We start from the raw sequence: 23,376 nt of genomic DNA, 5'->3' as shown, positions 1-23,376 counted from the left end.
CCCAATTCCCGCGCCCCCTTACGCGGCAGTTGAGAGCGGGCCGCGCTTGCCCCACTATGGCGCGGATGGACGATGGGCGGATGGGCAGGCGTGAGCGGAGATCAGACTGAACCGAAGGCCGAAGGTAAGGCCGACCCGAAAGCCCAAGGCAAGCCCCAGGCGAAAGGCCATCCGGGCGAGCCGGTGCGGCACCGCCGCGAGGGTATCGGGTTGATGGGGCGCCTGCGGGCCTATTTCCTGGCCGGCATCCTGGTGACGGCCCCCATCGCCATCACGGTCTATATCGCCTGGTGGTTCGTCTCGCTGATCGACGGCTATATCCGGCCGCTGATCCCCAGCGTCTACAATCCGGAAAACTACCTGCCCTTCTCGATCCCCGGCATCGGCGTGCTGGTGGTGATCATCGCCGTCACCCTGATCGGCGCCTTCGCCGCCGGCTATGTCGGCCGGCTGGTGCTGGGCGTCGGCGAGGGGGTGGTCGGGCGCATGCCGGTCGTCCGCTCCGTCTATGGCGGGGTGAAGCAGATCTTCGAGACGGTGCTGGCCAAGAAGTCGAACGCCTTCCGCGAGGTGGTGGCGATCCAGTATCCGCGCCCCGGCGTGTGGTCGCTGGGCTTCATCACCGGCAGCGCCCACCCCGAGGTGCAGGTGAAGCTGGCCGGCGAAGCCGACGACATCGTCAACGTCTTCATCCCCTGCGCGCCGCCCACCGCCGGCTATCTGGCGATGGTGCCGCGGCGCGAGGTGACCGTGCTGAACATGACCGTCGAGGATGGGCTGAAGCTGGTGATGTCCGGCGGCATCGTCGTCCCGCCCGACCGCCGCCCTACCCTGGTGGAAATGCCGGCCGATCCGGATGACGAGGATCGCGACGGCGATCAGCCCGACCGCAAGGTCTTGGCCGCCGCATCGCGTTCGAAAAGGTAGAGCAGGGTCCGCAGCGCCTGTCCGCGCGGGCTGGCGAGGTCGGGGTCGCGCTCCACCACCAGCCGGGCATCGTCGCGCGCCACCGCCAGCAGGTCGCCATGCACCGCGAGGTCGGCCATCCGGAAGCCCGGCAGGCCCGACTGGCGGGTGCCCAGAACCTCGCCGGCACCGCGCAGGCGCAAATCCTCCTCCGCGATGACGAAGCCGTCCTCGGTATCGCGCAGGGTCTTCAACCGCGCCCGCGCCGTCTCCGTCAAGTTCGATTCGAACATCAGCAGACAGCTCGACGGCTTCTCGCCACGGCCGACCCGGCCGCGCAGCTGGTGAAGCTGGGCAAGGCCGAAGCGTTCGGCATGCTCGATCACCATCACCGTCGCTTCCGGCACATTCACGCCGACCTCGATCACCGTGGTGGCGACCAGCACATCCAGGCTGCCCTCGGCGAAGGCGGCCATCACCGCGTCCTTGTCCGGCCCGCGCATCTTGCCGTGGACCAGCCCGACGCGGTCGCCGAAGGTGGCGCGCAGGAAGGCATGGCGCTCGGTCGCCGCGGCGAGGTCGCTCTGCTCCGATTCGTCGACCAGCGGGCAGACCCAATAGACGCGCGCCCCCTCCGCCACCTTGCGCTGGATGCCGTTGACGACCTCCTCCAGCCGGTCGAGGGCGATGGTGACGGTCTGCACCGGCTTGCGGCCCGCCGGCTTCTCGGTCAGGCGCGACACGTCCATGTCGCCATAGGCGGTCAGGGTCAACGTGCGCGGGATCGGCGTCGCGGTCATCACCAGCACATCGACCGCCCGCCCCTTGGCCGACAGTTGCAGGCGCTGATGGACGCCGAAGCGGTGCTGCTCGTCGATCACCGCCAGCGCCAGATCCTTGAAGGCGACATCCTCCTGGAACAGGGCATGGGTGCCGACCAGCAGCGGCAGCTCGCCGGACGCCAGCCGGTCGAGCACCGCCTGGCGCGCCTTGCCCTTGTCGCGCCCGGTCAGCAGCCCGATCTCGACACCGGCCGCCCTGCACAGCGGCGCCAGGCTTTCGGCATGCTGGCGGGCGAGGATTTCGGTGGGCGCCATCAGGGCGGCCTGGGCGCCGGTCTCCACCGCGTTCAGCATCGCCATCAGGGCGACCACGGTCTTGCCGCTGCCGACGTCGCCCTGGAGAAGCCGCAGCATCCGCCGTTCGGCGGCCATGTCGGCATAGATCTCCTCCAGCGAGGACGCCTGCGAGCCGGTCAGGGAGAAGGGCAGCGCCGCCAGAGCGGCGCGCCGCAGGCTGCCGTCGCCCTGGGTCGCCCGCCCGGCCAACCGGCGCTGGCTGGCGCGCACCAGCATCAGAGCGAGCTGGTTTGCCAGCAGCTCGTCATAGGCGAGGCGGCAGCGGATGGGCGCGGTGGCGGCGAGGTCGCCTTCATCCTCCGGCGTGTGGGCGCGCTTCAGCGCCTCGGCCCAGGTCGGCCACTGGCGGCGGGACAGCCATGCCGGGTCCTGCCACTCGTCGAGCGGCGGGACATCGTTCAGCGCGGCGCGCACCGCCTTGCGCAGCGTCTTGGCCGGCAGGCCGGCGGTCATCGGATAGACCGGCTCGACCAGTTCCAGATCTTCCTTAGCGTCGACCGGGACGACGGCGTCGGGATGGGTGATCTGGGCGGTGTCGTTGAACCACTCCACCTTGCCGGAAACCACCATGGTGGTGCCGGCCGGGATCTGCTTCGACAGCCAGTCGCCGCGGATATGGAAATAGACCAGCTCCAGCACGCCGGTCTCGTCGGTGCAGCGAATCTTGTAGGGATGGCGCGGGTTCACCGGCGGCGCATGCGAATCGATGCGCACGGTCAGGGTGGCGATGCGGCCATGCGGCGCCTGCGCGATCTTCGGCGAGAAGCGGCGGTCGACCACGCCGCAGGGCAGATGCCACAGCAGATCGACCACATGGGCGCCGGCCAGCTTCTCCACCAGCTTGCCCAGACGGGGGCCGAGGCCGGGGAGTGCCGTGACCGGTTTGAACAGCGGAAACAGGATGGCGGGACGCACGGGCGGGTCGCTACCGGGAAAGCCTTCGACGGCCACCAGAAAGCCGGGTGGACCTTGCTGCGTCAAGGCTGCTGAACGGCATCGGGGAAAAGGCGGGGAAAAGAAGGAACGGCGGAGCGCACCCAAGGCCAGGGGGCCTATGGTGGGGGGCAACGTCGGCCTGGAAATTGGCTTGGACGCGCTCCGCCGATAGGTACCGTCCGGAGGCAAACGGGAGAACCGGACGGTCGGGTCCGATGGCAGGGAACCATCGGGAAGAGACACCAGATAAGAAGACGCTCAACTGTGACGGGCCGGTGTTTCAGGGGGGCTGGCCCGACCGCGTCACAAGAAGGACATTAGCCCGTCCGCCCTGTCCCCAACCTGACTCAACCATGAATTTCCCTTCATGAACCGGCCAGGCCGAACGGGTGCATCAGGCCGGCGCGTCGGCCTCCCGCCGCTGGGCCAGCGCGGCGAGGCGATAGAGTTCGTCGCCGTCCAGGATGATGACGATGCGACCGTCGTTCAGCAGGGAGACGCCGCCGACACCGGGCACATCGGCAAGTCCGGGATGGCTTTCACGGACGAACAGGTCGCCGCGGCGCAGAAGCTTGTCGATCTCCAGCCCGATGCGGCGTCCACCCTGGCGCAGCACGACGACGAGGCGCTGACCGGGGCCGGACGGCGGCCACTCCCCGTCGGCGGGAAATCCCAGCGCATCGGCGAGGCGGACCACCGGCAGCACCCGCTTGCGGCGCATGACGGTCCAGCAGCCGGAGACGCGGTGGAAATCGTCGGCGGTGAAGCCGCAGACCTCCTCGACGAAGCGGTCGGGGATCGCCAGCACCTGATCGTCGACCTGGACCAGCAGGGTGCGCAGGATCGCCGCCGACAGCGGCAGGTCGATGGCGAATGCGGTGCCCACCCCTTCCCGCGTGCGGATGGCGATGCTGCCGCCCAGCCGGGTGATTGCGGTGCGCACCACATCCATGCCGACGCCGCGGCCCGACGTTTCGGTCACCGTATCGGCGGTGGAGAAACCCGGGGCGAAGATGAACTCCCGCACCGCATCGGGCGACAAATTCAGGCTGTCCTCCTCGCCGATCAGGCCCTGGCGCACCGCCTTGGCGCGCACCGCCTCCGTCGCGATGCCGCGGCCGTCGTCGACGATCTCGACCACGACGCGGCTGTTGCGCTGGATGGCGCGCAGAGAAAGCGTGGCCTGGGCCGGCTTGCCGGCCGACTCGCGGTCGGCGGCAGGCTCAATGCCGTGGTCGATGGCGTTGCGCACCATGTGCATCAGCGGGTCGTAGAGCATCTCCACCATGCTCTTGTCGATGCGGACCTCGCCGCCCTCGGTGGCGAAGCGCACCGATTTGCCCTGCCCCCGTGCCAGTTCGCGCACGACACGGGGAAACTGGTTGAACAGGGTTTCGATGGGAACGACGCGCAGGTCCAGCGCCGCCTCGCGCAGCCGGTCGACCGAGCGGCTGAGCTGGGTGTCGAGGTCCAGCAGATCGCGGCGGTGATGCTCGACCGCCTCGCGCAGGGCACGCAGGTCGGAGTCACCGGCACCCAGCCGCTCAGTCAAGGCGGCGAGCGCCGACTCCAGCCGCAAATCGTTGGCGGTGGCGTTCAGGTCGCCGGACAGCAGGACCATGCCGTCGATGCGGGCCATGAAGCGGTCGATCACCTCGCCGGGCACGCGCAGCACGCCCCCCGCAGCGGTCGCCGCCGGCCGGGCGGATGGGGCGGCAGGCGGCGGCGGGGCGGCGGTCGCCACCGGGGCACCGGCGGACTGCACCGCAGGCAGGGACGGCGCGTCGGCAGGGACCGGCACGTCGGCAGAGACCGGCTCTCCGCCATCCCAGGCCGGGTCGGACGGCGCGCAGGCGCGGATGCGCAGGAAGCCGCCGCCGGGGTCGATGCCGGCCAGAGCGTCCGCCAGGGCCGGAAGCTCCTGCGATGAGGCGATCAGCACACGCAGCCAGGTCTTGCCGTCGATGAACTCCGGCCAGTTGGTAATGGCGCGCACCTTGCTGCCCATCCACTGGACGAAGCCGGACGCGACCTCTGGCGAGGTCTCCAGAAAGGCGGTGACCTCGTAGAGACGCATCTCCGGGTCGGCAATGGCGGCGCGCAGGTCGGCGGTGCTGTCGGGCGACAGGAAGCGCAGCAGGCCGGGATCGAGCCCGAGGGTCGACAGATTGTCGGCGGTCAGCGGACGGCGCGCCTCGCCCGCTTCCCGCTCAGCCGAGACGGCATCGACGAAGGCACGCAGCCGGGCTTCCAGCGCGGCCATCCCGTCGGCGTCGAGATCCTCGGCCGGATCGCGCGCAACCCTAACCGCCAGATCGGCGAGCATGCTGCGGGCGTCGGCCAGCAGGACCGGCCAGTCGGGATGGTCGGCGGCGGGCGTACGGCGCATCACGTCGGCCAGCACCCGCAGCAGGGCGGAGCCGCGCGGCAGCCGGACGATGTCCAGCGTCGCCGCCATGCGGTCGAGCAGGCCGGCAAGTTCGGCGGCAACGGACGCTTCTGCCAGCGCCGCCGGATCGGCCAGCAGCGCATCGGCGCGGGCGCCGCCCTGGGCAAGGATCTGGGCGTTGTGGTCGGCCAGCAGGGTCGCCAGGATCGCTGCGCCGGCATCCTTACCTGTCAGCCGCCCGATGCGGGCGCTGGCGGTGGCGACGGCCTGAAGCTCGCGCAGGATGGCATCGGCGTCACGGGCGGACAGCGCCTCGCGGAACCGGCGCAGCGTGTCGGCGAAGGGCAGGAAATTCAGCCGCTCGCAGGCCAGTTCCAGCCGGTCGGCCGTGTCGTCGACGCTGCGGACTCCCTCCTCGTCCAGGGTGTCGAGGTCGAGCGCACGGGTCAGCGTCGCCATCCCGTCATGCAGCAACCCGACGAACAGACCGAGCATCCGCTCATTCTCGTGCAGACGCACAGGCGGGGGCGGGGGCGGAGCGGCGGGAACAGGCTTGGCGGTGGGGTTCTCCCCGCCCAGCGCGTCGAGCCGCGCCAGCAGGTCGGCTGGCGCCTGCCCGTCGCGGCGGTCGCGCATGCCGGCCTCGGCAAGCCCGCGCAACGCGTCCAGAGCCTCCAGCAGCGGGGCGGCGACCTCCTCCGTCAGCGCCAGCGCGCCGCCGCGCACACGGCCGAGGATGGTTTCCGCCCGGTGCGCCACCGCTTCCATCGCGAAAAGGTCCATGGCGCGGGCAGCCCCCTTCAGCGAATGGAAGGAGCGGAACAGGGCGGCGATCCGTTCCGCCTCCGATCCATTGCCGGGGCCGGCGGACAGCAGCTTTTCCAGCAGGTCGAAATGTTCGCCGGCCTCGACGCCGAACTGTCGCCACAGGGTCTCGATCAGTTCGCTGGTCATGGGTCACCGCTCACGAAAGAAGGCGCCTCACCGGACGGATCAGGGCCTCACGGGCGGGGGCAAGCCGGCGGCGCGGCGAATGGCGGCGACGATGTCGTGACCCTTCTTGTGGGCAAGGTCGAGGCTCATGGTGCCGGACGGCTTGGCGATGATCTCCACCGCCCCCAGGGCGCGGGCCTCGTTCGCTTCGGGCGAGCCGACCTGCGCGACAGAGGAGATGATGATGACCTTGGCGCGCGACATCAGCGACAGATGCTCCATCACCTCCAGCCCCGACATCTCCGGCATCTCGATGTCGAGCAGGACGATGTCGGGCTTCAGGCTCTTGACCATCTCCAGAGCCACCTTGCCGTTTTCGGCCGCGCCCACGAGGGACAGTTCGTCGTCGGCGCGCACGATGTCGCCGATGATGGTGCGCATAAGCACCGAGTCATCGACCAGCAGGATCGTCGGCTTCGCCATGAGTAAAAGCTTCCTATGTTTGCAGCGCCTGTCGGCTTCCGGGGTCTGCCTGACTGTCAGGAGAGTGTGAAAAGAGCGTTCAGCTTGCGGGCGATTGACGTAACCGGCAACACCTCCGTGGCGATACCGGCACGGATTGCCGCCCTTGGCATGCCGTCGACCGCGCAGGTCGCCGGATCCTGGACCAGAACGGTAAAGCGGCGTTCTGCGAAGGCCGCCGCCCCGCTGCTGCCGTCGTCTCCCATGCCGGTCAGGACGACGGCGACCGGCGACTCCGCCGCTTCCGCGGCGCTGCGGAAGAGCCGGTCGGCCGAGGGGTGGTAGATGGCGCCGGCCGGGTCTGCGGCATGCAGCGTGAAACGGCCGGCGGTGCCGCGGCGCACCGCCCAGTCGCCGCCGCCGCGCAGGATGGTGACGGCTTCCGCGTCGAGCGTCTCGCCGTCGCCCCCCTCCGCCACCGGCCGGCCGAGCGACCGGGCGAGCGACGCGGCGAAACCGGCGGTGAAACTGGCCGGCATATGCTGCGCCACCACCAGCGGACAGGGCAGCGGTCCGAGCGCGCCCAGCAACTCCGCCAGCGCCACCGGCCCGCCGGTGGATACGCCGACGACGACGAGGTCGGGGCGGCGTCCGCGGATGGACGGACGCGGGGACCGAGGCGGTTCGGGTGTGGGGTCTGCCACGGGGGCCGCAACGGAATCGGCGGCCCGCTCCCCCGTCATGGCCATGCGCCAGCGGCCCCAGTGGCGCACCTTCTCGGTCAGCTGGCGTTCGATGGACGCCATGTCGAAGGTGATGAAGGAGCTGTTCTTGCAGACGAAATCCACCGCCCCGGTTTCCAGCGCCCGGATGGTGGCGGCCGCCCCCTCCGAGGTTTCGTTGGAAACCATGATGCAAGGCGGTCCTTTCTCTGCGGCGATGGCCTGAACCGACTCGATCCCGTCCATGACCGGCATGTTCAGGTCCATCGCCACCACGTGCGGCTTGAGCTTCCGCGACAGGCGCAGGGCCTCGGCACCGTTGCGCGCCTCGCCGACGATCTCGATGTCGGACGCCGGCTCCAGCATCTTGCGGAGCGCGATGCGGACGAAGTTGCTGTCGTCCACCACCAGCAGGCGGATGCGCGGATCGGTCATGGCACTGCGGCCTCGCTCCGGGCGTCTCCGAGGGGCAGCACCCTGGTGCCGGCAGCCGCGGCGGCAGTCAGGCCTTCGGGCCGCAGAACCGGGATCAGGGCATTGTCCAGGCGGATCACCGCGGCGGTCAGGCGGTCGGACAGCGGGTCGACATCCTCGCTGTCGATCTTGCGGATGCGTTGGATCTCGTCGGCGATCACCGCCACGGTCCCGCCGTCGATCTCCACCAGGACCGCGATGCCGGGCGTGGCGGGAGCGGCACCGACCGGCGCCCGCGCCAGCAGGCGGCGCAGATCGAGAACCGGAAGGATGCGGCCATCAACATCGGTCAGCCCGTCGAAGCTCTCGGCGCCCTGCGGCAGGCGCAGCCGGTCCGATACCTCCACCACGCGGCGGACCCTTTCGAACTCCAGCGCATAGATGCGGGCCTCCACCACCAGGGTGAGGAAGCGGCGGTAGAAGCGGCGCGGCAGGCGGCTTTCCGCCAGATCGTCATCGGGATCGCCGCCCTCGGGCACGAAGCGGCCGATGTCGTCGAGTCGATCGCCCAGCATGCGCGCCACGCTCCTCACGTCGAGCCAGAGTCCATCATAGTCCACGATCCGGGCCGCCGCCCCGGCTTCTCCCGCGCGCAGACGGTCCAGCGGCACGCGCACCACGCCCCGCACCCCATCCACCCGCACGCCCACCGGCCCCCGGCGTGTCCGCAGGACGACGGCGTAGCCGCCGGGCCGACCTCCGATACCTGCACTGGCATCGGCACCGGCACCGAGCGGATCGGTGACCAGGATCGACCGCTTCTGCACCCGCGCCACGCCGCGCACCAGCGCCGGCGCATGGGGCAGCGGATGCAGGTCGCCGATGGGGAAAACCAGCAGCAGATCGGCCATCTCCAGCGCATGGGGGTGGCCGGCGACCTCGACCATCAGCAGGCGGATGGTGGCGCGCTCGCGCGACGGGTCGGGAGGCTCGGCGGCACCGCCGGACAGCGCATCGGCATCCGCCAGCCCCGGAATGGCGAGCGCCCCGCCGCGCCCCAGCTGGATCAGGTCGGGGTCGAGCAGCCGCAGGAACCGGTCGCCATGACGCAGCCGGCCGGCCACCGGTGTTCCGCCATCCTCCGGCTCCGCCGCGCACAGCCCCACCCGCTCTGCCGTCAGCGTACCGCCGATGCGGCCGGCGCGAAGTGCCAGCACGCCGGCCCCGGCGCGCAGCACGATCAGCAGTCCGCCGCGCCGTCCGCCGCCCCAGGCCAGCCGCAACGACGGGTAGCCGGTGACGTCCAGCACCGGCAGGATGCGGCCGGCGACATTCGCCAGCCCCTCCACTTGCGGCGGGGCGAAGGGCAGCCGGGTGATGCCGGTCGGCTCCGCCACTTCCTCCACCCGATCCGCGGCGACGGCGAAGGGCGTGCCGGCGATGTCGAAGGTGAGATAGCCGCAGGTCGTCATGCCGCCGCCCCTCCCCGCCGGTAAGCGAGCGCGCGGTCGCCGCGATGGCGTTCGAAGCCATGCCCCCGGCAGCGGTCGTCCGGCAGCCGGTCGGTGGTGCCGAGCACCAGCCAGCCGCCCGGCGCCACCGCCGCGGTCAGCAGGGAGAGCGCCCGCTCGCGGCTGTCGTCGTCGAAATAGATCATGACGTTGCGGCAGGACACGAGATCGAAGCCACCGGCCGGCACCCCATCCGGCAGGGACTCATCCATCAGATTGTGGCGGGCGAAGCGCACCACCCGACGGGCATCGCCATGCACCCGGCGGTGCAGCGGTGCCTCCGCCCCCAGCGGCACGAACCAGTTCCCGTAGTCCGCCGGCATTTCGCGGAAGGGGCCCAGCCCCTCGCCGCCATAGCAGGCGTTGGCGGCCTGCCGCACGGCGATGCGGCTGAGGTCCGTGCCAAGGACCTCGACGGTCCAGTCGGTTTCCAGCCCCTGGGCGGTGCGGCATGCGTGCCCGGCGTCGGCCAATGCCTCCAGCGTCACGATGGCGAGACCGTAGGCCTCCTCCCCGGTGGCGCAGCCGGCGCTCCACAGCCGCAGGGTCCGGGTCGCGGCGCGTTCGGCGATCAGGCGCGGCAGCAGATGGCCGCGCAGATAGGCGTGATGCGGCAGGTCGCGGAAGAAATAGGTTTCATGGATCGTCAGATTCTCGATCAGGCTCAGCCAGTCCGGGCTGTCGGCCGGCGCCCCTTCGATCTGCGCCACCCAGTCCTCCAGCACCGCCAGCGGCATCGCCGCCAGGATGCGCACCAGCTTGCGCTCCAGCGGGCGGTCGTGGCGGATCCCAGCCTTGCGCCGGACATCCTCCAGCAGCCGCCGCACCAGACCGTGCAGCGGACCATCCGATCCGGACGCAGGAGGAACGGCGGCGCCGGTCACGACGCCCGGAAGCGTTCGGCCAGCCGCCGGGTGTCGTCGGCCAGCCGGGACAGGTGGACCATGGTCGCGGTGATCTCCTCCGACGCGGCGGCGTTCTTGGAGGCAACGGTGCGGATGTTGCCGACGTTCGATTCGATCTCGACGATATGGTCCTGCTGGTGGGCCATGGCCGCGGCGACCGACTGGACCATGCGGTCGATCTGGGCGACCCGCTCGGCGATGCCGTCCATCATCTGCACCACTTCCGCCGTGGCGGCCATCCCCTCCTCCGCCATCGTCGCAGCGGCCTCGACGATCTCGGCGATCTGGCGGGCGCTTTCGACGGCGTTGTCGGCGAGCTTGCCGACCTCCTCGGCGACCACCTCGAAGCCCTTGCCCTGCTCGCCGGCGCGGGCGGCCTCGATGGAGGCGTTGACCGACAGGATGTTGGTCTTCACCGCGATCTGAGTGATGGCTTCGGTGATGCGGCCGATGCGGCGGCTGTTGTCGCCGATGGTCTGGGAAACACGGACCAGCCGCGCCATCTCCGCCTTGCCGCGGTCGGCGATTCCGGCGGTGACGCGCACCATGTCGGAGGCGGCGCGGGTGCTGTCGGTGACATCGGCGATGGCCCGGACGGAGCGGCCGACCGCATTCACCACCCGGTCGAGATCCTCGGTCTGGATGGCGGCGCCGTCGGCGACCTGCGACACCGCGGTGCTGGCCTGCCCGGCGGCGACGGCGACCTGGGCGGCCTGCTGGCCGATGTTCCGGAAGGAGGCACGGGCGTCCTCCACGAGCGCCGCCATCTCGCCATAGCGGCCGGGAAGAGGTGTTGCCACCGGTGCGTCGCCGTCGGCCTCATGCGTCAGGCGGCGGAGGGTCGCATGGAGACTGTCCTGGGTCCGGGCGACACGGGCGAGCGCCGCGGCAATGCCTCCCGCCTCGTCATCGCGGACAGACAGCGCGGATGCATCATCTAACATTCCAGGGACCGGCGTTCCGGCGGCGAGGCGGTCCGCAGCCGCCTCCAGCCGCGTCATCGCGTCCGACAGATCGAGCGCCAGGACACAGTCGATCAGCAGCGCCAGGGCAAGCGCGCCGCCTGTGGCGAGCCAGACGGTCTGCGGCGCGGCGTCCGGAACCGCCTGGGGAAGCAGAAGGGGAACGAGCGCTGCCGCCGCGGGCAGAAGAACGGCGAGTCCGAAACGGGGAAGGATCCGCAAGCTGGCCGGAAGGGACATCGCAGTACAGGCTCCTCACGAACGACCAGCGGCATCCCGCGACATCTCGCGGAGACCGCACGCCACCCTTATGACTTGCCGGATGCACCCCAACCGAAGCAAGGTGAATCCGGCAGATGGACCGGGATGCCGCAGGTCACGCGGGGCTTCCGCCGTCTGCCCGTCGCTCAACCCGGCGCCGCCCTCGGGGCGGCCTTGATCGGACCTCCACCGGCATGTCCATCGCCACCCGCATCGCCCTGGGCTTCGCCGCCGTCCTGCTGCTGACGCTCGCCGTCGCCGTCGTCGGCTGGAGCGGGCTGAACACCTACGCCTCGCGGGTGGAGATCGCCGCCCAGACCGCCCGTCTGGACACGCTGCTGTACAGTGCCCGGCAGGAGGAATCGCGCTACCTGCTGGACGTCGACCCGTCCGCCAGCCGGCGGGTCCGGCAGTTGACCGACCAGCTGAAGGCGGATGCCGAGGCGCTGTTGGCCCTGCCCGACCATGCGGTACCTCCGGAGGCGTTGCGCGAGGCGCTGGAGAAGCTGGCGGCCTACCGCAAGTCCTTCGACGAGGTGGTCGGGCTGGAGGTCGACCGTTTCGCCAGCCTGGCGAAGCTGCGCAAGCAGACCGCCGCCCTGCTGGTGATCGCCCAGACGCTGACGCACGAGCAGTCAGCGCGCTATGCCGACGCGCTGGTGCGGGTGAAGGCCGATCCCGGCGACCGTGCGGCGGTGACGGCACTGGAATCCTCGGCGCTGCTGGTCTCCATCGCCGGGCGGCTGATCCAGGACACCCGCGGCGCGCTGCTGGACGTGCAGCAGTTCCTGATCGACCATGGCGGTTCCGGCCGCAACTCCCTCAGCGCCAGCATCGACCGGCTGCTGGCGGTCGTCGGCGATGTCCGCAAGGCGGCCAACGACGGCGAAGCGCTGCGCGAGTCGGAGAAGCTGACCGCCTCCATCATGGGAGTCGAGACGGAGTTCCTGCTGGTTGCCGACATCGTCGCCCGGCGCAACGCCGCGCGGGACGCCATGCGCGATGCCGCCAGGATCGTCAACGATCAGGTGACGCAGCTGGTGGCGGCCCAGACGGCCGAGCGCGAGGCCGGACGGTCGCGTGCGGTGATGCTGTTGTGGAGCGGCGCGCTCGGCGCGCTGGCCGCCGGCACGATCCTGTCCTTCCTGATCGCCCGCAGCCTGACCGGCCCCATCGCCGCCACCACCGCGGCGGTCCAGCGCCTGTCGGACGGCGATCTGACGGTGGCGGTACCCAACACCGGCCGGCAGGACGAGCTGGGCTCCATCGGCCGCGCCGTCGCCACCGTCATCCAGGTGCTGCACGGACTGCATGGCGAGATGCACAGGCTGTCCGGCAAGCCAGTGGACTCGCTTGAGACGGCCGAGACGCGGCAGGCTCCGGACTTCCATGGGGCCTATGGCGAGATGGTGGCCCTGCTGCAGGAAACCGGCACGGCTTTCCGCACCATCGGCGAGCAGGCGACCCAGGTCGCCGTCGCCGCCGGTCAGGCCAGCACCGCCATCGCCCATGTGTCGGACGGCGCATCGGAACAGACCGACGATCTGGATCAGGTTGCTACCGCGGTCGGGCAATCGGCCCGCGCCATCGCCCATGTCACCGACAGCACACGCGATGCGTCCGACATGGTGAAGGATGCCGCCGATTTCGCCGACGGTGGGCGGCAGGACATGGCGCGGCTGCTGCGCGTTTCGCAGACCATCGCCGACAACAGCCGGCGCATCGGCCGCATCACCGAGGCGATCACCCAGATCGCGGTGAAGACCAACATCCTGTCGGTCAACGCCTCCATCGAGGCTGCCCGCGCCGGCGAGCAGGGCAAGGGCTTCGAGGTGGTGGCCGAGGAGGTCGGCAAGCTCGCTGACAACGCCGTCGAAAGCGCCCGCCAGATCGCCGAGATCATCGAAGCGGCTGCCGCACTGGCCGAAGAAGGCAAGGCCGTCACCGAGCAGGCGCGGCGCCGGATGGACGGTCTGGCCGAGCGGGTCGACCGCATCGACGGCGCTTTTCAATCGGTCGCGGTCGCCATGGAAGAACAGCAGGCCTCCGTTCGCGAGATCGAGCGGTCGGTCGAGAGCGTGCGCACCGTCGCCTCCAAGAATGCCGCCGCGTCGGAGGAGATCGCCGCAACGATGCTGCATCTCTCCCGCCTCGCCGATGAGACGCGCCGTCAGGTGTCGCGCTTTCAAGCCAGCTGAAGCTTGACCTTTGCCGAAGTTCTGAACAGGAAGCGAGCCCTGGGAGCGTTTCTGGTGCTGCATTCTGCTGCACAGGCCAACCAGCGCCAGTCTCTGAAGTGGTAATTCTTAATCCCAGCCGGGATTACATGGCATTTAAAGTTCTTTTAACCCTATTCCACGCCTAATCGGTTTGCGGGAACGCTCGATCCCGAGAAGACACTCTACTGAACATTAGACCCACACGACACCAAGGGAGTTCCCCATGCCCGCACAGAAGGTCGCCGATGAAGTCCGCTTGGCCAGCCGCATCCACGCGCGCCTGCTGGACGCCTTCATCGATTTGACGGAGCGGGAACTGGCCGGGCTGGCTCCGGGTTTCGCCGAGGAAAGCCTTACGGAGGCGCTGGACGCTCTGCGCGCCGCCCGCAAGTCCTACGGCACGACCGCCGGGGTGATGGTCATTTCCAACCTGCAACTGCCGCAGGCTTCGAACGCCGCCTGACCCCGGACGCCATCCTGCGACCGGTCGGGCCGCGACAGATCAGGCGGTGACCGCTTTGCGGGTCCGCGGCTTGCGCGTCTTCGGGGGCTCGGCAGGCACGGCTTCCGCCTCGGCGGGCTTCACCACACCGCGCGGCTTGGCGTTGGTGGTCTTGCGCGGAGCCTTCACCACGGCGACGACCGGCGCGTGATCGGAAACGGCAACCGCTTCGGCCAGGACCGCGTGTTCGGCCTGGACTGCATGTTCGGCCTGGGCCCAATGGTCGGCATCGCGGCCATGGGGACAGCCCTCTTCCAGCCAGATCGCATAGGCGCGATCACGGATGCGCTGTTCGACATCCACGCTCATTACATCTCCCCGGGGAATGGTGGTCAGTTTCGCTGCGATGCAAAGACTGCCGAATTCCTCGATTGCGCGCAACCAAGCGGATCGTTATCGGCCGTCACTCCGATGACGTTTCGCCGTGCTCGGGCTGCCGGCTCTGCTGGACCTCGCGCCATTTGGTGACGTTGCGGTTGTGGTCGGCCAGCGACTTGGCGAAGACGTGGCCGCCGGTGCCGTCGGCGACGAAATACAGGAACTCGTGCCGCTCGGGCTTCATCACCGCCTGGATCGAGGCCTTGCCTGGATTGGCGATTGGCCCCGGCGGCAGGCCGGTGGCGACATAGGTGTTGTAGGGCGACTCGAACTTCCAGTCGTTGCGGGTCAGAGCCCGCCCCAGCTCGCCGCTGCCATCGGTCAGCGCATAGATCACCGTCGGATCGGATTGCAGCTTCATGCCGGCTTCCAGCCGGTTGACGAAAACCCCCGCCACCCGCGGCCTCTCCGCGGCGATGCCGGTCTCCTTCTCGACGATGGAGGCGAGCGTCAAGGCCTGCTGCGGCGTTTCGAACGGCAAATTCTGATCGCGGTTCTTCCAGGCCTCGCCAAGCGCCTGGGTCATCGCCGTCTGCATCCGTTCGATCAGGGCGGCGCGGCTGTCGCCATAGGCGAAGTGGTAGGTCTCCGGCAGAAGGGAGCCTTCCTTCGGCGGCTTGGGCAGATCGCCGGTCAGTCCGGTTTCCCGTGCCAGCAGTGCAACCACCTGGGCGGAGGTCAGCCCTTCCGGCACGGTGAAGCGACGTACCACGGTGCGGCCCTGGCGCATCTGCTCCAGGACGCCTTCGATGCTGATTCCCGCAGGGAACTGGTATTCGCCGGCCTTCAACTCACGGAAGGTGCCAGATAGCTTGGCCGCGGCGGCGAACACAAGCGGTGAACCGATCACGCCGGAGTCGCCCAGCGTGATGGCGATGGCCTCCAACCCGCTGCCACGCGGGATGATGACCGTTTCGGATTGCTCCAACGGTCCGGGGGCCGAATAGCGCTGGTAGCCCCAGACACCGATTCCGCCCGCCGCGCCGACAGCGAGGACCAGCGTCCCCGCAAAAATCCGGAGACCCCAGCCCATCGCTCACCTCTTGAAGACTGCAGACCGCAACGCGGGTGCGGCGCTTCGTTTACGCAAATTCCTTGAACACCAGCGAGGCATTGGTGCCGCCGAATCCGAAGGAGTTCGACAGCGCGGCGCGCACGCGGCGCTCCTGCGCCACCTTCGGCACCAGATTGACACCCAGGCAGCTCTCGGACGGATTCTCGAGATTCAGCGTGGGCGGCACGATGCCGTGGTTGATCGCCTTGATCGAGTAGATCGCCTCGACCGCACCGGCGGCCCCCAGCAGGTGGCCGATGGCCGACTTGGTGGAGGACATCGCCAGATTGTCCATGGCGTCGCCGAACAGGCGCTTCACCGCCCCCAGCTCGATCTCGTCGCCGAGCGGCGTCGAGGTGCCATGGGCGTTGACGTAATCGATATCGGACGGGTTCATCCCGGCGCGCTTCAACGCGGCCTTCATGGCGCGGAAACCGCCATTGCCATCTTCCGCCGGAGCGGAGATGTGGTGCGCGTCGCCGGACATGCCGTAACCGACGACTTCGGCATAGATGGTGGCGCCGCGCTTCTTGGCGTGCTCCAGTTCCTCCAGCACGACGACACCGGCACCCTCGCCGATGACGAAGCCGTCACGGTCCTTGTCATAGGGGCGCGACGCCTTATCGGGCGTGTCGTTGAAGCTGGTGGACAGCGCGCGCATGGCGGCGAAACCGCCGACGCCGAGACGGCTGACCGCCGCCTCCGTACCGCCGGCGACCATGATGTCTGCATCGTCCCACATGATCAGACGGGCAGCGTCGCCGATGGCGTGCGCGCCGGTCGAGCAGGCGGTGACGACCGCATGGTTGGGGCCCTTGAAGCCGTGCTGGATCGAAATATGGCCGGAGGCCAGATTGATCAGGCAGGCCGGGATGAAGAAGGGCGACAGGCGGCGCGGACCCTTTTCGTGCAGGGTGACGGCGCCGTCGGCGATGCCCGGAAGGCCGCCGATGCCCGAACCGACCATGACGCCGGTCCGCTCGCGCTCTTCATCGGTCTGGGGAACCCAACCCGAATCCTTGATTGCTTCCTGCGCCGCGGCGATGGCGAAGATGATGAAATCATCCATCTTCCGCTGGTCCTTCGGCGGAATGAAGGTGTCGGCGTTGAATTCGCCCTCACCGTTTCCGCGCGGGACCTGCCCGGCGACTTTGGAGGCCAGGTCCGAAGCGTCGAACCCCGTGATGCCGCGGATTCCCGACGTGGCGGAAATCAGCCGCTCCCAGTTCAGCGTGTGGCCGACGCCGAGCGGCGTGACCATACCGAGTCCGGTGACGACGACACGTCTCATGAGGCTGTTCCTTGACCTTTCCTCGAATAAACTGTCGACGATCTGGTCGTCGACGGCCAGGCCCCGCGCTGCTGGTGTTGCAAATGCGGTTTGCCTGGCCCTCGGGGGCTCAATGCCCGCGGCCCGATCAGGCGGCGGCGTTGGCCTTGATGAAGTCGATGGCGTCCTTCACCGACAGAATCTTCTCCGCGGCGTCGTCCGGGATCTCTACACCGAACTCTTCCTCGAAGGCCATGACCAGCTCGACGGTGTCGAGGCTGTCAGCGCCCAGATCGTCGATGAAGGAGGCGTTCTCCACCACCTTCGACTCCTCGACACCCAGGTGGTCCACAACGATCTTCTTCACGCGCTCGGCGATGTCGCTCATCTTTTAAGACCTTCCAATCCTTGAAACCGCTCGGGATAATCCGGTCGGAGCAACACGCGAAGAACGTGCCGTCCTGCCGCGAAAAGCCCCGTCCGATAACACATTTCAGCAGCCTTGACCAGCACCCGCGAGCGAGCCTGGTTGGCGCCGTTCTTCACACGTGGCGATGCCGCCCCGTCTGATCCTCATCAGATCATAGCCATGCCGCCGTTGATATGCAGCGTCTGGCCGGTGACGTAGGCGGCCTCCTCGCTCGCGAGGTACACGACCCCGGCGGCGATCTCGTCCGACTGGCCCATGCGGCCGGCCGGGATAGACGGGAGCAGCTTCTGCTTCTGCTCGTCGTTCAGCGCGTCGGTCATGGCCGTGGCGATGAAGCCCGGCGCGACGCAATTGACCGTGATGCTGCGCGAGCCCAGTTCGGCCGCCAGCGACTTCGACATGCCGATCAGGCCGGCCTTGGAGGCGGCGTAGTTCGCCTGCCCCGCGTTGCCGGTAACGCCGACGATCGACGTGATGTTGATGATGCGGCCCCAGCGGCGCTTCATCATGCCGCGCATGGCGGCCCGCGACAGGCGGAAGGCCGCCGTCAGGTTCACGTCGATAACCGACTGCCAGTCCTCGTCCTTCAGGCGCATGGCGATCTGGTCGCGGGTCAGGCCGGCATTGTTGACGAGAATGTCGATCTTGCCCAGCGCCGCCTCGGCGTCCTTGAACAGCTGTTCGGTGGCGGCGGCCTCCGACAGGTTGCCGGGCACGACGAAGGCACGCTCGCCCAGCTCGGCGGCCAGGGCCTCCAGCGGGGCGACGCGGGTGCCGGACAGCGCGACGGCGGCGCCCTGGGCGTGCAGCGCACGGGCGATCGACGCGCCGATGCCGCCGGACGCGCCGGTGACGAGGGCCGACTTGCCGGTCAGGTCAAACATGGATGGCCTCATGACGCTGATTTATCAGAGTGCTGATACAATCACAGGGTTTTCAGGAACGACTCGACATCGGCCGGGGTGCCGACCGACACCGCCGCCATATCCTTGTCGATGCGCTTGGTCAGCCCGGCGAGCACCTTGCCCGACCCGACCTCGACCAGCCGTTCGACGCCCTGCTCCTTCATATAGAGCACGCATTCGCGCCAGCGGACCATGCCGGTCACCTGCTCGACCAGCAGGCGGCGGATGGCGTTGGGATCGGACACCGCCGAGGCGGTGACGTTGGCAACCACCGGAACCACCGGCGCGGAAATCGTGACGTTCGCCAGAGCCTCCGCCATGGCGTCGGCGGCCGGCTGCATCAGCGAGCAGTGGAAGGGAGCGGACACCGGCAGACGCACGGAGCGCTTCAGACCGCGTTCCGCCGCCAGCGCGATGGCACGGTCGATGGCGTCGGCACTGCCGGAGATCACCACCTGTCCGACCGAATTGTCGTTGGCGATGCTGCACACCTCGCCCTGCTCCGCGTCGGCGGCAATCGCCTGCGCCTGGTCCAGATCGGCACCCAGCAGGGCCGCCATGGCGCCCTTGCCGACCGGAACGGCCTTCTGCATGGCCTGGCCGCGCAGCTTCAGCAGACGCGCGGTGTCGCCCAGCGAGAAGGCGCCGGCAGCGCATAGCGCCGAATACTCGCCCAGCGAATGGCCGGCGACGAAGGTGGCATGCTTGGACAGATCGACACCGCCCTCGCTCGCCAGCACCCGCATCACCGCGACGCTGACCGCCATCAGGGCGGGCTGGGCGTTTTCGGTCAGGGTCAGATCGGCCTCGGGGCCCTCGACCATCAGGCGCGACAGCCGCTGGTTCAGCGCGTCGTCCACCTCTTCAAAGGTGTGACGAGCGACTTCGAACGCCTCGGCGAGTTCGCGGCCCATGCCGACGGCCTGGCTGCCCTGCCCCGGAAAGACGAACGCCCTGGTCATGCTTCGGTGAAACCCTGGATGAATGCGCCCCGCCCCTGCGGCGGCACCATGGATTGGGCGACAGTCATACCCTCACTTTTGAGCAAGTCAAGCGACGCGCGATGACCAAAGCGACAATGGCGCGATAAAACGCCACGTATTGAGGCAGAAAGCCCACGAAAAACCGCCATTCCGAAGGGGTTGTTCGTGGGCTCGCACAGAGGTGCCGCTCACCGGGTCTTGCACCGTCTGCCGCGGCACAAATCAAAGGCCTGCGGTCATGCCTTGCCCATCAGCGCCACCCTGCTCCATGGCCTGACCTGCGCCAGCATCTCCAGCACCATCGGGCCGATCAGGCCGGAAAGCAGAGCCCCCCAGAAAATCACGCCGTCCGGAGCCTCCACATGGTGCAGAACCACCCGCGTGCCGGCGGCGAACAGGGCATGATGCAGGTAGATCGCATAGGAAGAGGCGCCGACGGTCCGGAAAATCCGGCTCGACGGCATGGCATGCAGCAGGGTCACCGCTCCGCCCATGCCGCACAACAGGGCAACGCTGCTGTTCCAGCCGAAATGGGGCAGATACCCCCACAGCGATGCCTGATGAAGCGCGACACCGAGGGCAAGCGCGGCACCGGCCGCCGCCAGCATCGTCTGCCGCGGGACCATCGCCCGGAACCGTGTGACGCCCACCCCGAACAGGAAGTGCGGCAACAGGAAGCAGGCCTCGTTGATCGAGAAGATGTTCGATTCGACATGGACCGTCAGGCAGGCCGCCACCGCTGCGGCCATTGCCAGCACGAATCCGCCCGGTCTGTCCATGGCATGGAGCGCGTCGAGCAGCGCCACGACGGAGAAGATCAGGAAAAGCGCCTGCAAATACCAGAAATGGGCATAGGGATAGACATAGATCCGCCACATCGACTCGGGGACGAAACTTCCGTTCGCGCCCGGCGCATGCGTCTGCAGGAAATAGAAGATGGCGGACACCACCAGGAACGGGAAGCCCAGGCGGCGAAGCTTCTTGGCGAAGAAGGTCTTCAACCGGTCGCTCCGGGCCGGGTTGAGGGCATAGACCAAGCCTGAGATGAAGGTGAAGAGCGGCATACGGATCAGTTCGAAGCTGTCGGTGGCGTAGCGGTAGATCGACCCCTCCGCCACCTGCATTCCGGATCCGGGAATGCCGACCACGTGATAGGCGACCAGCAGGATGCAGGCCAACCCTCTCAGTTCCACGACATGGTACGGCAACATGTTCTTGCGCATGGCTACTCCAGGCACCGGGCTGTCATGCCGCCGGCGGAGCATGCGTGGGCGATTCGACGCATGGCCCGCCGGGAGCGGCAGTCGCAAGATGGCGTCTGGGGCAGTGTATTGCACTTCGGTCAAATGCGCCGGACCGTATCCCGCGCGATATCCACCCTTGCCCCACCCCTACCCAGCCCATTCCCGGCAAGCGCAGCGGTGTTCATCCGGGCAGCACAGCCGTTCATCCGGACAACACCCTATGGCCGGTATAGATTTTCCAAAAGGCGGGGAGGTTTTCCGCTTGCTACCACCGCCGGCCTGTGCATACTGCGCCGCTTCATAACTCCTTGCCGTCGGTCCGCCGCCGGCTAGGCCCGGGCGGCTGATCCGATCCATGAGGGATGGGGCGCAGCGCCGGACCATGAACAGCCATGGGGAGTGCAATGGCACTTTACGAGTGCGTGCTGATCGCGCGCCAGGACATTTCGGCCGCCCAGGCCGAACAGCTCTCTGAGCAGTTCGCCCAGATCGTTCGCGACAACGGCGGCACGATCGCCAAGAACGAATACTGGGGTCTGAAGACCCTCACCTACAAGATCAAGAAGAACCGCAAGGGTCACTACACCCTCTTCAACATCGACGCGCCGGCCGCCGCCGTCGCCGAGATGGAGCGGAACATGAGCATCAGCGAAGACGTGCTGCGCTTCATGACCGTGCGTGTCGACGAACTCGACGCCAACCCGTCGGCGATGATGCAGAGCCGCAACGAGCGTGGTGAGCGCGGCGAGCGTGGTGATCGTGGTCCGCGTCGCTTCGACGACCGTGGCCCGCGTCCGCCGCGTCGCCAGGAAAACGTTGCCGCCGCCGAAGGGGAGTCCGCGTAAATGTCCGACAAGCAGACCACGGGCGCTCCGGCCCGCACCGGCGGCGCTCGCCGCCCGTTCTTCCGTCGCCGCAAGACCTGCCCGTTCTCGGGCGCGAACGCCCCGGCGATCGACTACAAGGACGTCAAGCTGCTGTCCCGCTTCATCTCCGAGCGCGGGAAGATCGTCCCGAGCCGCATCACCGCGGTCTCGACGAAGAAGCAGCGCGAACTGGCCCGCGCCATCAAGCGCGCCCGTTTCCTGGCCCTTCTCCCCTACGTGGTGAAGTAAGCCCGGCAACGGCCGAACTGTTTCGGTGAAGGTTCTTCAAGGGGTTTCCATGGCCTTGGGTCCGGCCGTTCCGCTGGTGGTCGCCGTCGGCGGCGGTCTGGCGAGCGCGTTCTTCTACCTGTCGGTCACATTCGGCGGGATGGGTGCGCTGATCCTGGGCTATCTGGCCCCCCTGCCCCTGTTCCTGACGGGACTGTGGCTGGGGGCTCCGGTGGTGGCGCTGGCCGGTCTGGCCGGTGCCGCCGCGGTGATGCTGGGCACTTCCGGCAGCATGCTGGTGGCGCTGTCCTACCTGGTGACCGGGGCTGCCCCGGCGATCCTGGTGGTGCGGCAGTCGCTGCTGGCGCGCTCGCGGGAAGATGGATCCCTTGAATGGTATCCGCCCGGCCGGGTCCTGATGGGCCTGACCGGGATGGGCGTGGCGGCGCTGCTCGCCGCGGTGATCCTGACGCTCGGAGAGCCCGGTGGGCTCGAAGGGCTGATGCGGCAGACCCTGGCCCGAGTCGTCGAGCCGGCGTTCCGCTCGCAGGGCCAGCCGGCCCCGGATCCCGAGGCATTCTGGGTGGCGGCCGTCCTGCCGGGACTGGTTGCGGTCTCATGGCTTGTCATGACGATCGTCAACGCGGTGCTGGCGCAGGGGGCGCTGATGCGGTTCGGCCGCAACCGGCGCCCTGCCATGCGTCTGGCCGAGCTGGAGCTGCCGAGCTGGTTGGCGCCGCTGTTCGCGGTGTCGGTCGCGGCGGCATCGGCCGTACCGGGAACCGTCGGGTTCCTGGCGGTCAATCTGGCCCTGATCCTGGCAATCCCGTTCGCCTTCGCCGGACTTTCGGTGGTTCATGTATTCGCCAGCAGCAAATCGGCGCGAACGCTGATCCTGGTTGGCTTCTACATGATGCTGTTTCTCTTCGGGTGGCCGATCCTGCTTTTGGTCGGCCTGGGCATGATCGAGCAATGGATCGGGCTGCGCCGCCGGTTTTCCCCCGCGGCCCCCGGTCAGGAGGACGAGTGATGGAAGTTATTCTGCTGGAGCGGGTCGAGAAGCTCGGCCAGATGGGCCAGGTCGTCAATGTGCGTCCCGGCTTCGCCCGCAACTATCTGCTGCCGCAGCGGAAGGCCATGCGCGCCACCAAGGCGAACCTGGCTGTCTTCGACAAGCAGAAGGCCCACCTTGAGGCTGTGAATCTCGAGCGCCGCAAGGACGCCGAGCATGTCGCGACCAAGATGGACAACGTGACGGTCGTCGTGATCCGTCAGGCCGCCGAGACCGGCGTCCTGTACGGTTCCGTGACCACCCGCGACGTCTCCGACGCGCTGACCGCCGCCGGCTACAAGACCGACCGCAAGCAGGTCCAGATCGATACCCCGATCAAGACCCTGGGTCTGTTCAAGCTGCGCGTCGTCCTGCACCCGGAAGTGTCGATCGCGGTCACGGTCAACGTCGCCCGTTCGGCTGAAGAAGCCGAGTTGCAGGCCCAGCGCGGTGGCATGATCACCGCCGCCGACCTGCGCGACGACGACGACGAGGAAGAGACCTACGTCGAAGAGACCGCGACCGAGGAAGAGGAGGGCTGATAGCCCTTCTGCCGCGGCAACCCCGAGGACGCCTTCAGGGTTTTCGCGGCACCGTCGCGCCGCTCGTCCGGAAACCGCCCACCCCACCAGGGGCCGGGCGGTTTTCCGCGTTCAGGGACCGGCGGAGCATCTCCGAACATAACTCTGCGCATAGGGCAGCAATG

General features: G+C 68.5%; 21 protein-coding genes. 7 read left to right on the top strand and 14 right to left on the bottom strand.

What is annotated here, in order from left to right; translation table 11 throughout:
* Window positions 1-90: 90 nt before the first annotated feature.
* A complete protein-coding gene (locus ABNQ39_RS03805; RefSeq protein ID WP_376959083.1) occupies window positions 91-927 on the top strand; it encodes a DUF502 domain-containing protein in 837 nt (278 codons plus the stop codon).
* Here the strand turns inward: ABNQ39_RS03805 and recG are convergent.
* The 7 genes from recG to ABNQ39_RS03770 form a co-directional block, all read right to left on the bottom strand.
* On the bottom strand, window positions 879-2,960 hold the full coding sequence (gene recG, locus ABNQ39_RS03800; protein ID WP_376959081.1) for an ATP-dependent DNA helicase RecG: 2,082 nt from the start codon (window positions 2,958-2,960) through the stop codon (window positions 879-881). The two genes, ABNQ39_RS03805 and recG, sit on opposite strands and share 49 nt — an antisense overlap.
* A 415-nt stretch (window positions 2,961-3,375) precedes the next feature.
* Window positions 3,376-6,324 carry a chemotaxis protein CheA gene (locus ABNQ39_RS03795; protein ID WP_376959079.1) on the bottom strand — a complete coding sequence of 983 codons (2,949 nt, stop codon included), beginning with the start codon at window positions 6,322-6,324 and terminating at the stop codon, window positions 3,376-3,378.
* A 39-nt stretch (window positions 6,325-6,363) separates the two neighbouring features.
* Window positions 6,364-6,786, bottom strand: coding sequence for a response regulator (locus tag ABNQ39_RS03790; protein ID WP_376959077.1), 423 nt, complete (start codon window positions 6,784-6,786; stop codon window positions 6,364-6,366).
* Between the two features lie 56 nt (window positions 6,787-6,842).
* On the bottom strand, window positions 6,843-7,922 hold the full coding sequence (gene cheB, locus ABNQ39_RS03785) for a chemotaxis-specific protein-glutamate methyltransferase CheB (protein WP_376959075.1): 1,080 nt from the start codon (window positions 7,920-7,922) through the stop codon (window positions 6,843-6,845).
* Window positions 7,919-9,373, bottom strand: a complete 1,455-nt coding sequence (locus ABNQ39_RS03780; RefSeq protein WP_376959073.1) for a chemotaxis protein CheW — start codon at window positions 9,371-9,373, stop codon at window positions 7,919-7,921. Before ABNQ39_RS03780 ends, cheB begins: the two co-directional genes overlap by 4 nt.
* On the bottom strand, window positions 9,370-10,296 hold the full coding sequence (locus ABNQ39_RS03775; RefSeq protein WP_376959071.1) for a CheR family methyltransferase: 927 nt from the start codon (window positions 10,294-10,296) through the stop codon (window positions 9,370-9,372). Before ABNQ39_RS03775 ends, ABNQ39_RS03780 begins: the two co-directional genes overlap by 4 nt.
* Window positions 10,293-11,519, bottom strand: coding sequence for a methyl-accepting chemotaxis protein (locus ABNQ39_RS03770; RefSeq protein ID WP_376959069.1), 1,227 nt, complete (start codon window positions 11,517-11,519; stop codon window positions 10,293-10,295). Before ABNQ39_RS03770 ends, ABNQ39_RS03775 begins: the two co-directional genes overlap by 4 nt.
* Before the next feature lie 215 nt (window positions 11,520-11,734).
* On the opposite strand from ABNQ39_RS03770, the gene ABNQ39_RS03765 reads away from it, so the two are divergent.
* Both ABNQ39_RS03765 and ABNQ39_RS03760 read left to right on the top strand, forming a co-directional pair.
* On the top strand, window positions 11,735-13,738 hold the full coding sequence (locus ABNQ39_RS03765; protein ID WP_376959067.1) for a methyl-accepting chemotaxis protein: 2,004 nt from the start codon (window positions 11,735-11,737) through the stop codon (window positions 13,736-13,738).
* 244 nt (window positions 13,739-13,982) lie between these two features.
* A complete protein-coding gene (locus ABNQ39_RS03760) occupies window positions 13,983-14,222 on the top strand; it encodes a hypothetical protein (RefSeq protein WP_098740022.1) in 240 nt (79 codons plus the stop codon).
* A 39-nt stretch (window positions 14,223-14,261) separates the two neighbouring features.
* Here the strand turns inward: ABNQ39_RS03760 and ABNQ39_RS03755 are convergent, their stop codons facing one another.
* The 7 genes from ABNQ39_RS03755 to ABNQ39_RS03725 all read right to left on the bottom strand — a co-directional run bounded on the left by ABNQ39_RS03755 (window position 14,262) and on the right by ABNQ39_RS03725 (window position 20,504).
* Window positions 14,262-14,570: a DUF2934 domain-containing protein gene (locus tag ABNQ39_RS03755; protein WP_376959065.1), complete on the bottom strand. Its 309-nt coding sequence runs from the start codon at window positions 14,568-14,570 to the stop codon at window positions 14,262-14,264.
* A gap of 94 nt (window positions 14,571-14,664) precedes the next feature.
* On the bottom strand, window positions 14,665-15,672 hold the full coding sequence (gene mltG, locus ABNQ39_RS03750; protein ID WP_376959063.1) for an endolytic transglycosylase MltG: 1,008 nt from the start codon (window positions 15,670-15,672) through the stop codon (window positions 14,665-14,667).
* A gap of 49 nt (window positions 15,673-15,721) precedes the next feature.
* Window positions 15,722-16,984: a beta-ketoacyl-ACP synthase II gene (fabF, locus tag ABNQ39_RS03745; protein WP_376959061.1), complete on the bottom strand. Its 1,263-nt coding sequence runs from the start codon at window positions 16,982-16,984 to the stop codon at window positions 15,722-15,724.
* A gap of 127 nt (window positions 16,985-17,111) precedes the next feature.
* Window positions 17,112-17,351, bottom strand: a complete 240-nt coding sequence (locus ABNQ39_RS03740; protein WP_014247969.1) for an acyl carrier protein — start codon at window positions 17,349-17,351, stop codon at window positions 17,112-17,114.
* Window positions 17,352-17,539: 188 nt separating this feature from the next.
* Window positions 17,540-18,277: a 3-oxoacyl-[acyl-carrier-protein] reductase gene (fabG, locus tag ABNQ39_RS03735; RefSeq protein WP_376959058.1), complete on the bottom strand. Its 738-nt coding sequence runs from the start codon at window positions 18,275-18,277 to the stop codon at window positions 17,540-17,542.
* 41 nt (window positions 18,278-18,318) lie between these two features.
* On the bottom strand, window positions 18,319-19,260 hold the full coding sequence (gene fabD / locus ABNQ39_RS03730; RefSeq protein WP_376959056.1) for an ACP S-malonyltransferase: 942 nt from the start codon (window positions 19,258-19,260) through the stop codon (window positions 18,319-18,321).
* A gap of 257 nt (window positions 19,261-19,517) precedes the next feature.
* Entirely contained in the window at window positions 19,518-20,504 is a 987-nt protein-coding gene (locus ABNQ39_RS03725; protein ID WP_376959054.1) for an acyltransferase family protein, read from the bottom strand.
* Between the two features lie 425 nt (window positions 20,505-20,929).
* Between ABNQ39_RS03725 and rpsF the strand changes: the two genes are divergently transcribed.
* From rpsF to rplI, 4 genes are read left to right on the top strand one after another with little or no spacing between them, the layout of a single operon-like run.
* A complete protein-coding gene (gene rpsF / locus ABNQ39_RS03720; RefSeq protein WP_376959052.1) occupies window positions 20,930-21,370 on the top strand; it encodes a 30S ribosomal protein S6 in 441 nt (146 codons plus the stop codon).
* The gene (gene rpsR, locus ABNQ39_RS03715; RefSeq protein WP_012974291.1) at window positions 21,371-21,640 is read left to right on the top strand and encodes a 30S ribosomal protein S18; all 270 of its coding nucleotides are present in this window, start codon (window positions 21,371-21,373) and stop codon (window positions 21,638-21,640) included. It begins immediately after the preceding gene.
* A 49-nt stretch (window positions 21,641-21,689) separates the two neighbouring features.
* The gene (locus tag ABNQ39_RS03710) at window positions 21,690-22,649 is read left to right on the top strand and encodes a DUF2232 domain-containing protein (protein WP_376959049.1); all 960 of its coding nucleotides are present in this window, start codon (window positions 21,690-21,692) and stop codon (window positions 22,647-22,649) included.
* The gene (rplI, locus tag ABNQ39_RS03705; RefSeq protein WP_376959047.1) at window positions 22,649-23,212 is read left to right on the top strand and encodes a 50S ribosomal protein L9; all 564 of its coding nucleotides are present in this window, start codon (window positions 22,649-22,651) and stop codon (window positions 23,210-23,212) included. The genes ABNQ39_RS03710 and rplI overlap by 1 nt, the downstream gene beginning before the upstream one ends.
* Window positions 23,213-23,376: the final 164 nt, after the last annotated feature.

Source organism: Azospirillum sp. A26 (assembly GCF_042604635.1).
In the GTDB taxonomy this organism is placed as follows: Bacteria; Pseudomonadota; Alphaproteobacteria; order Azospirillales; family Azospirillaceae; genus Azospirillum; species Azospirillum palustre.
The sequence above is the reverse complement of the archived record's forward strand: the minus strand, read 5'-3'. Positions and strand labels throughout refer to the sequence as shown.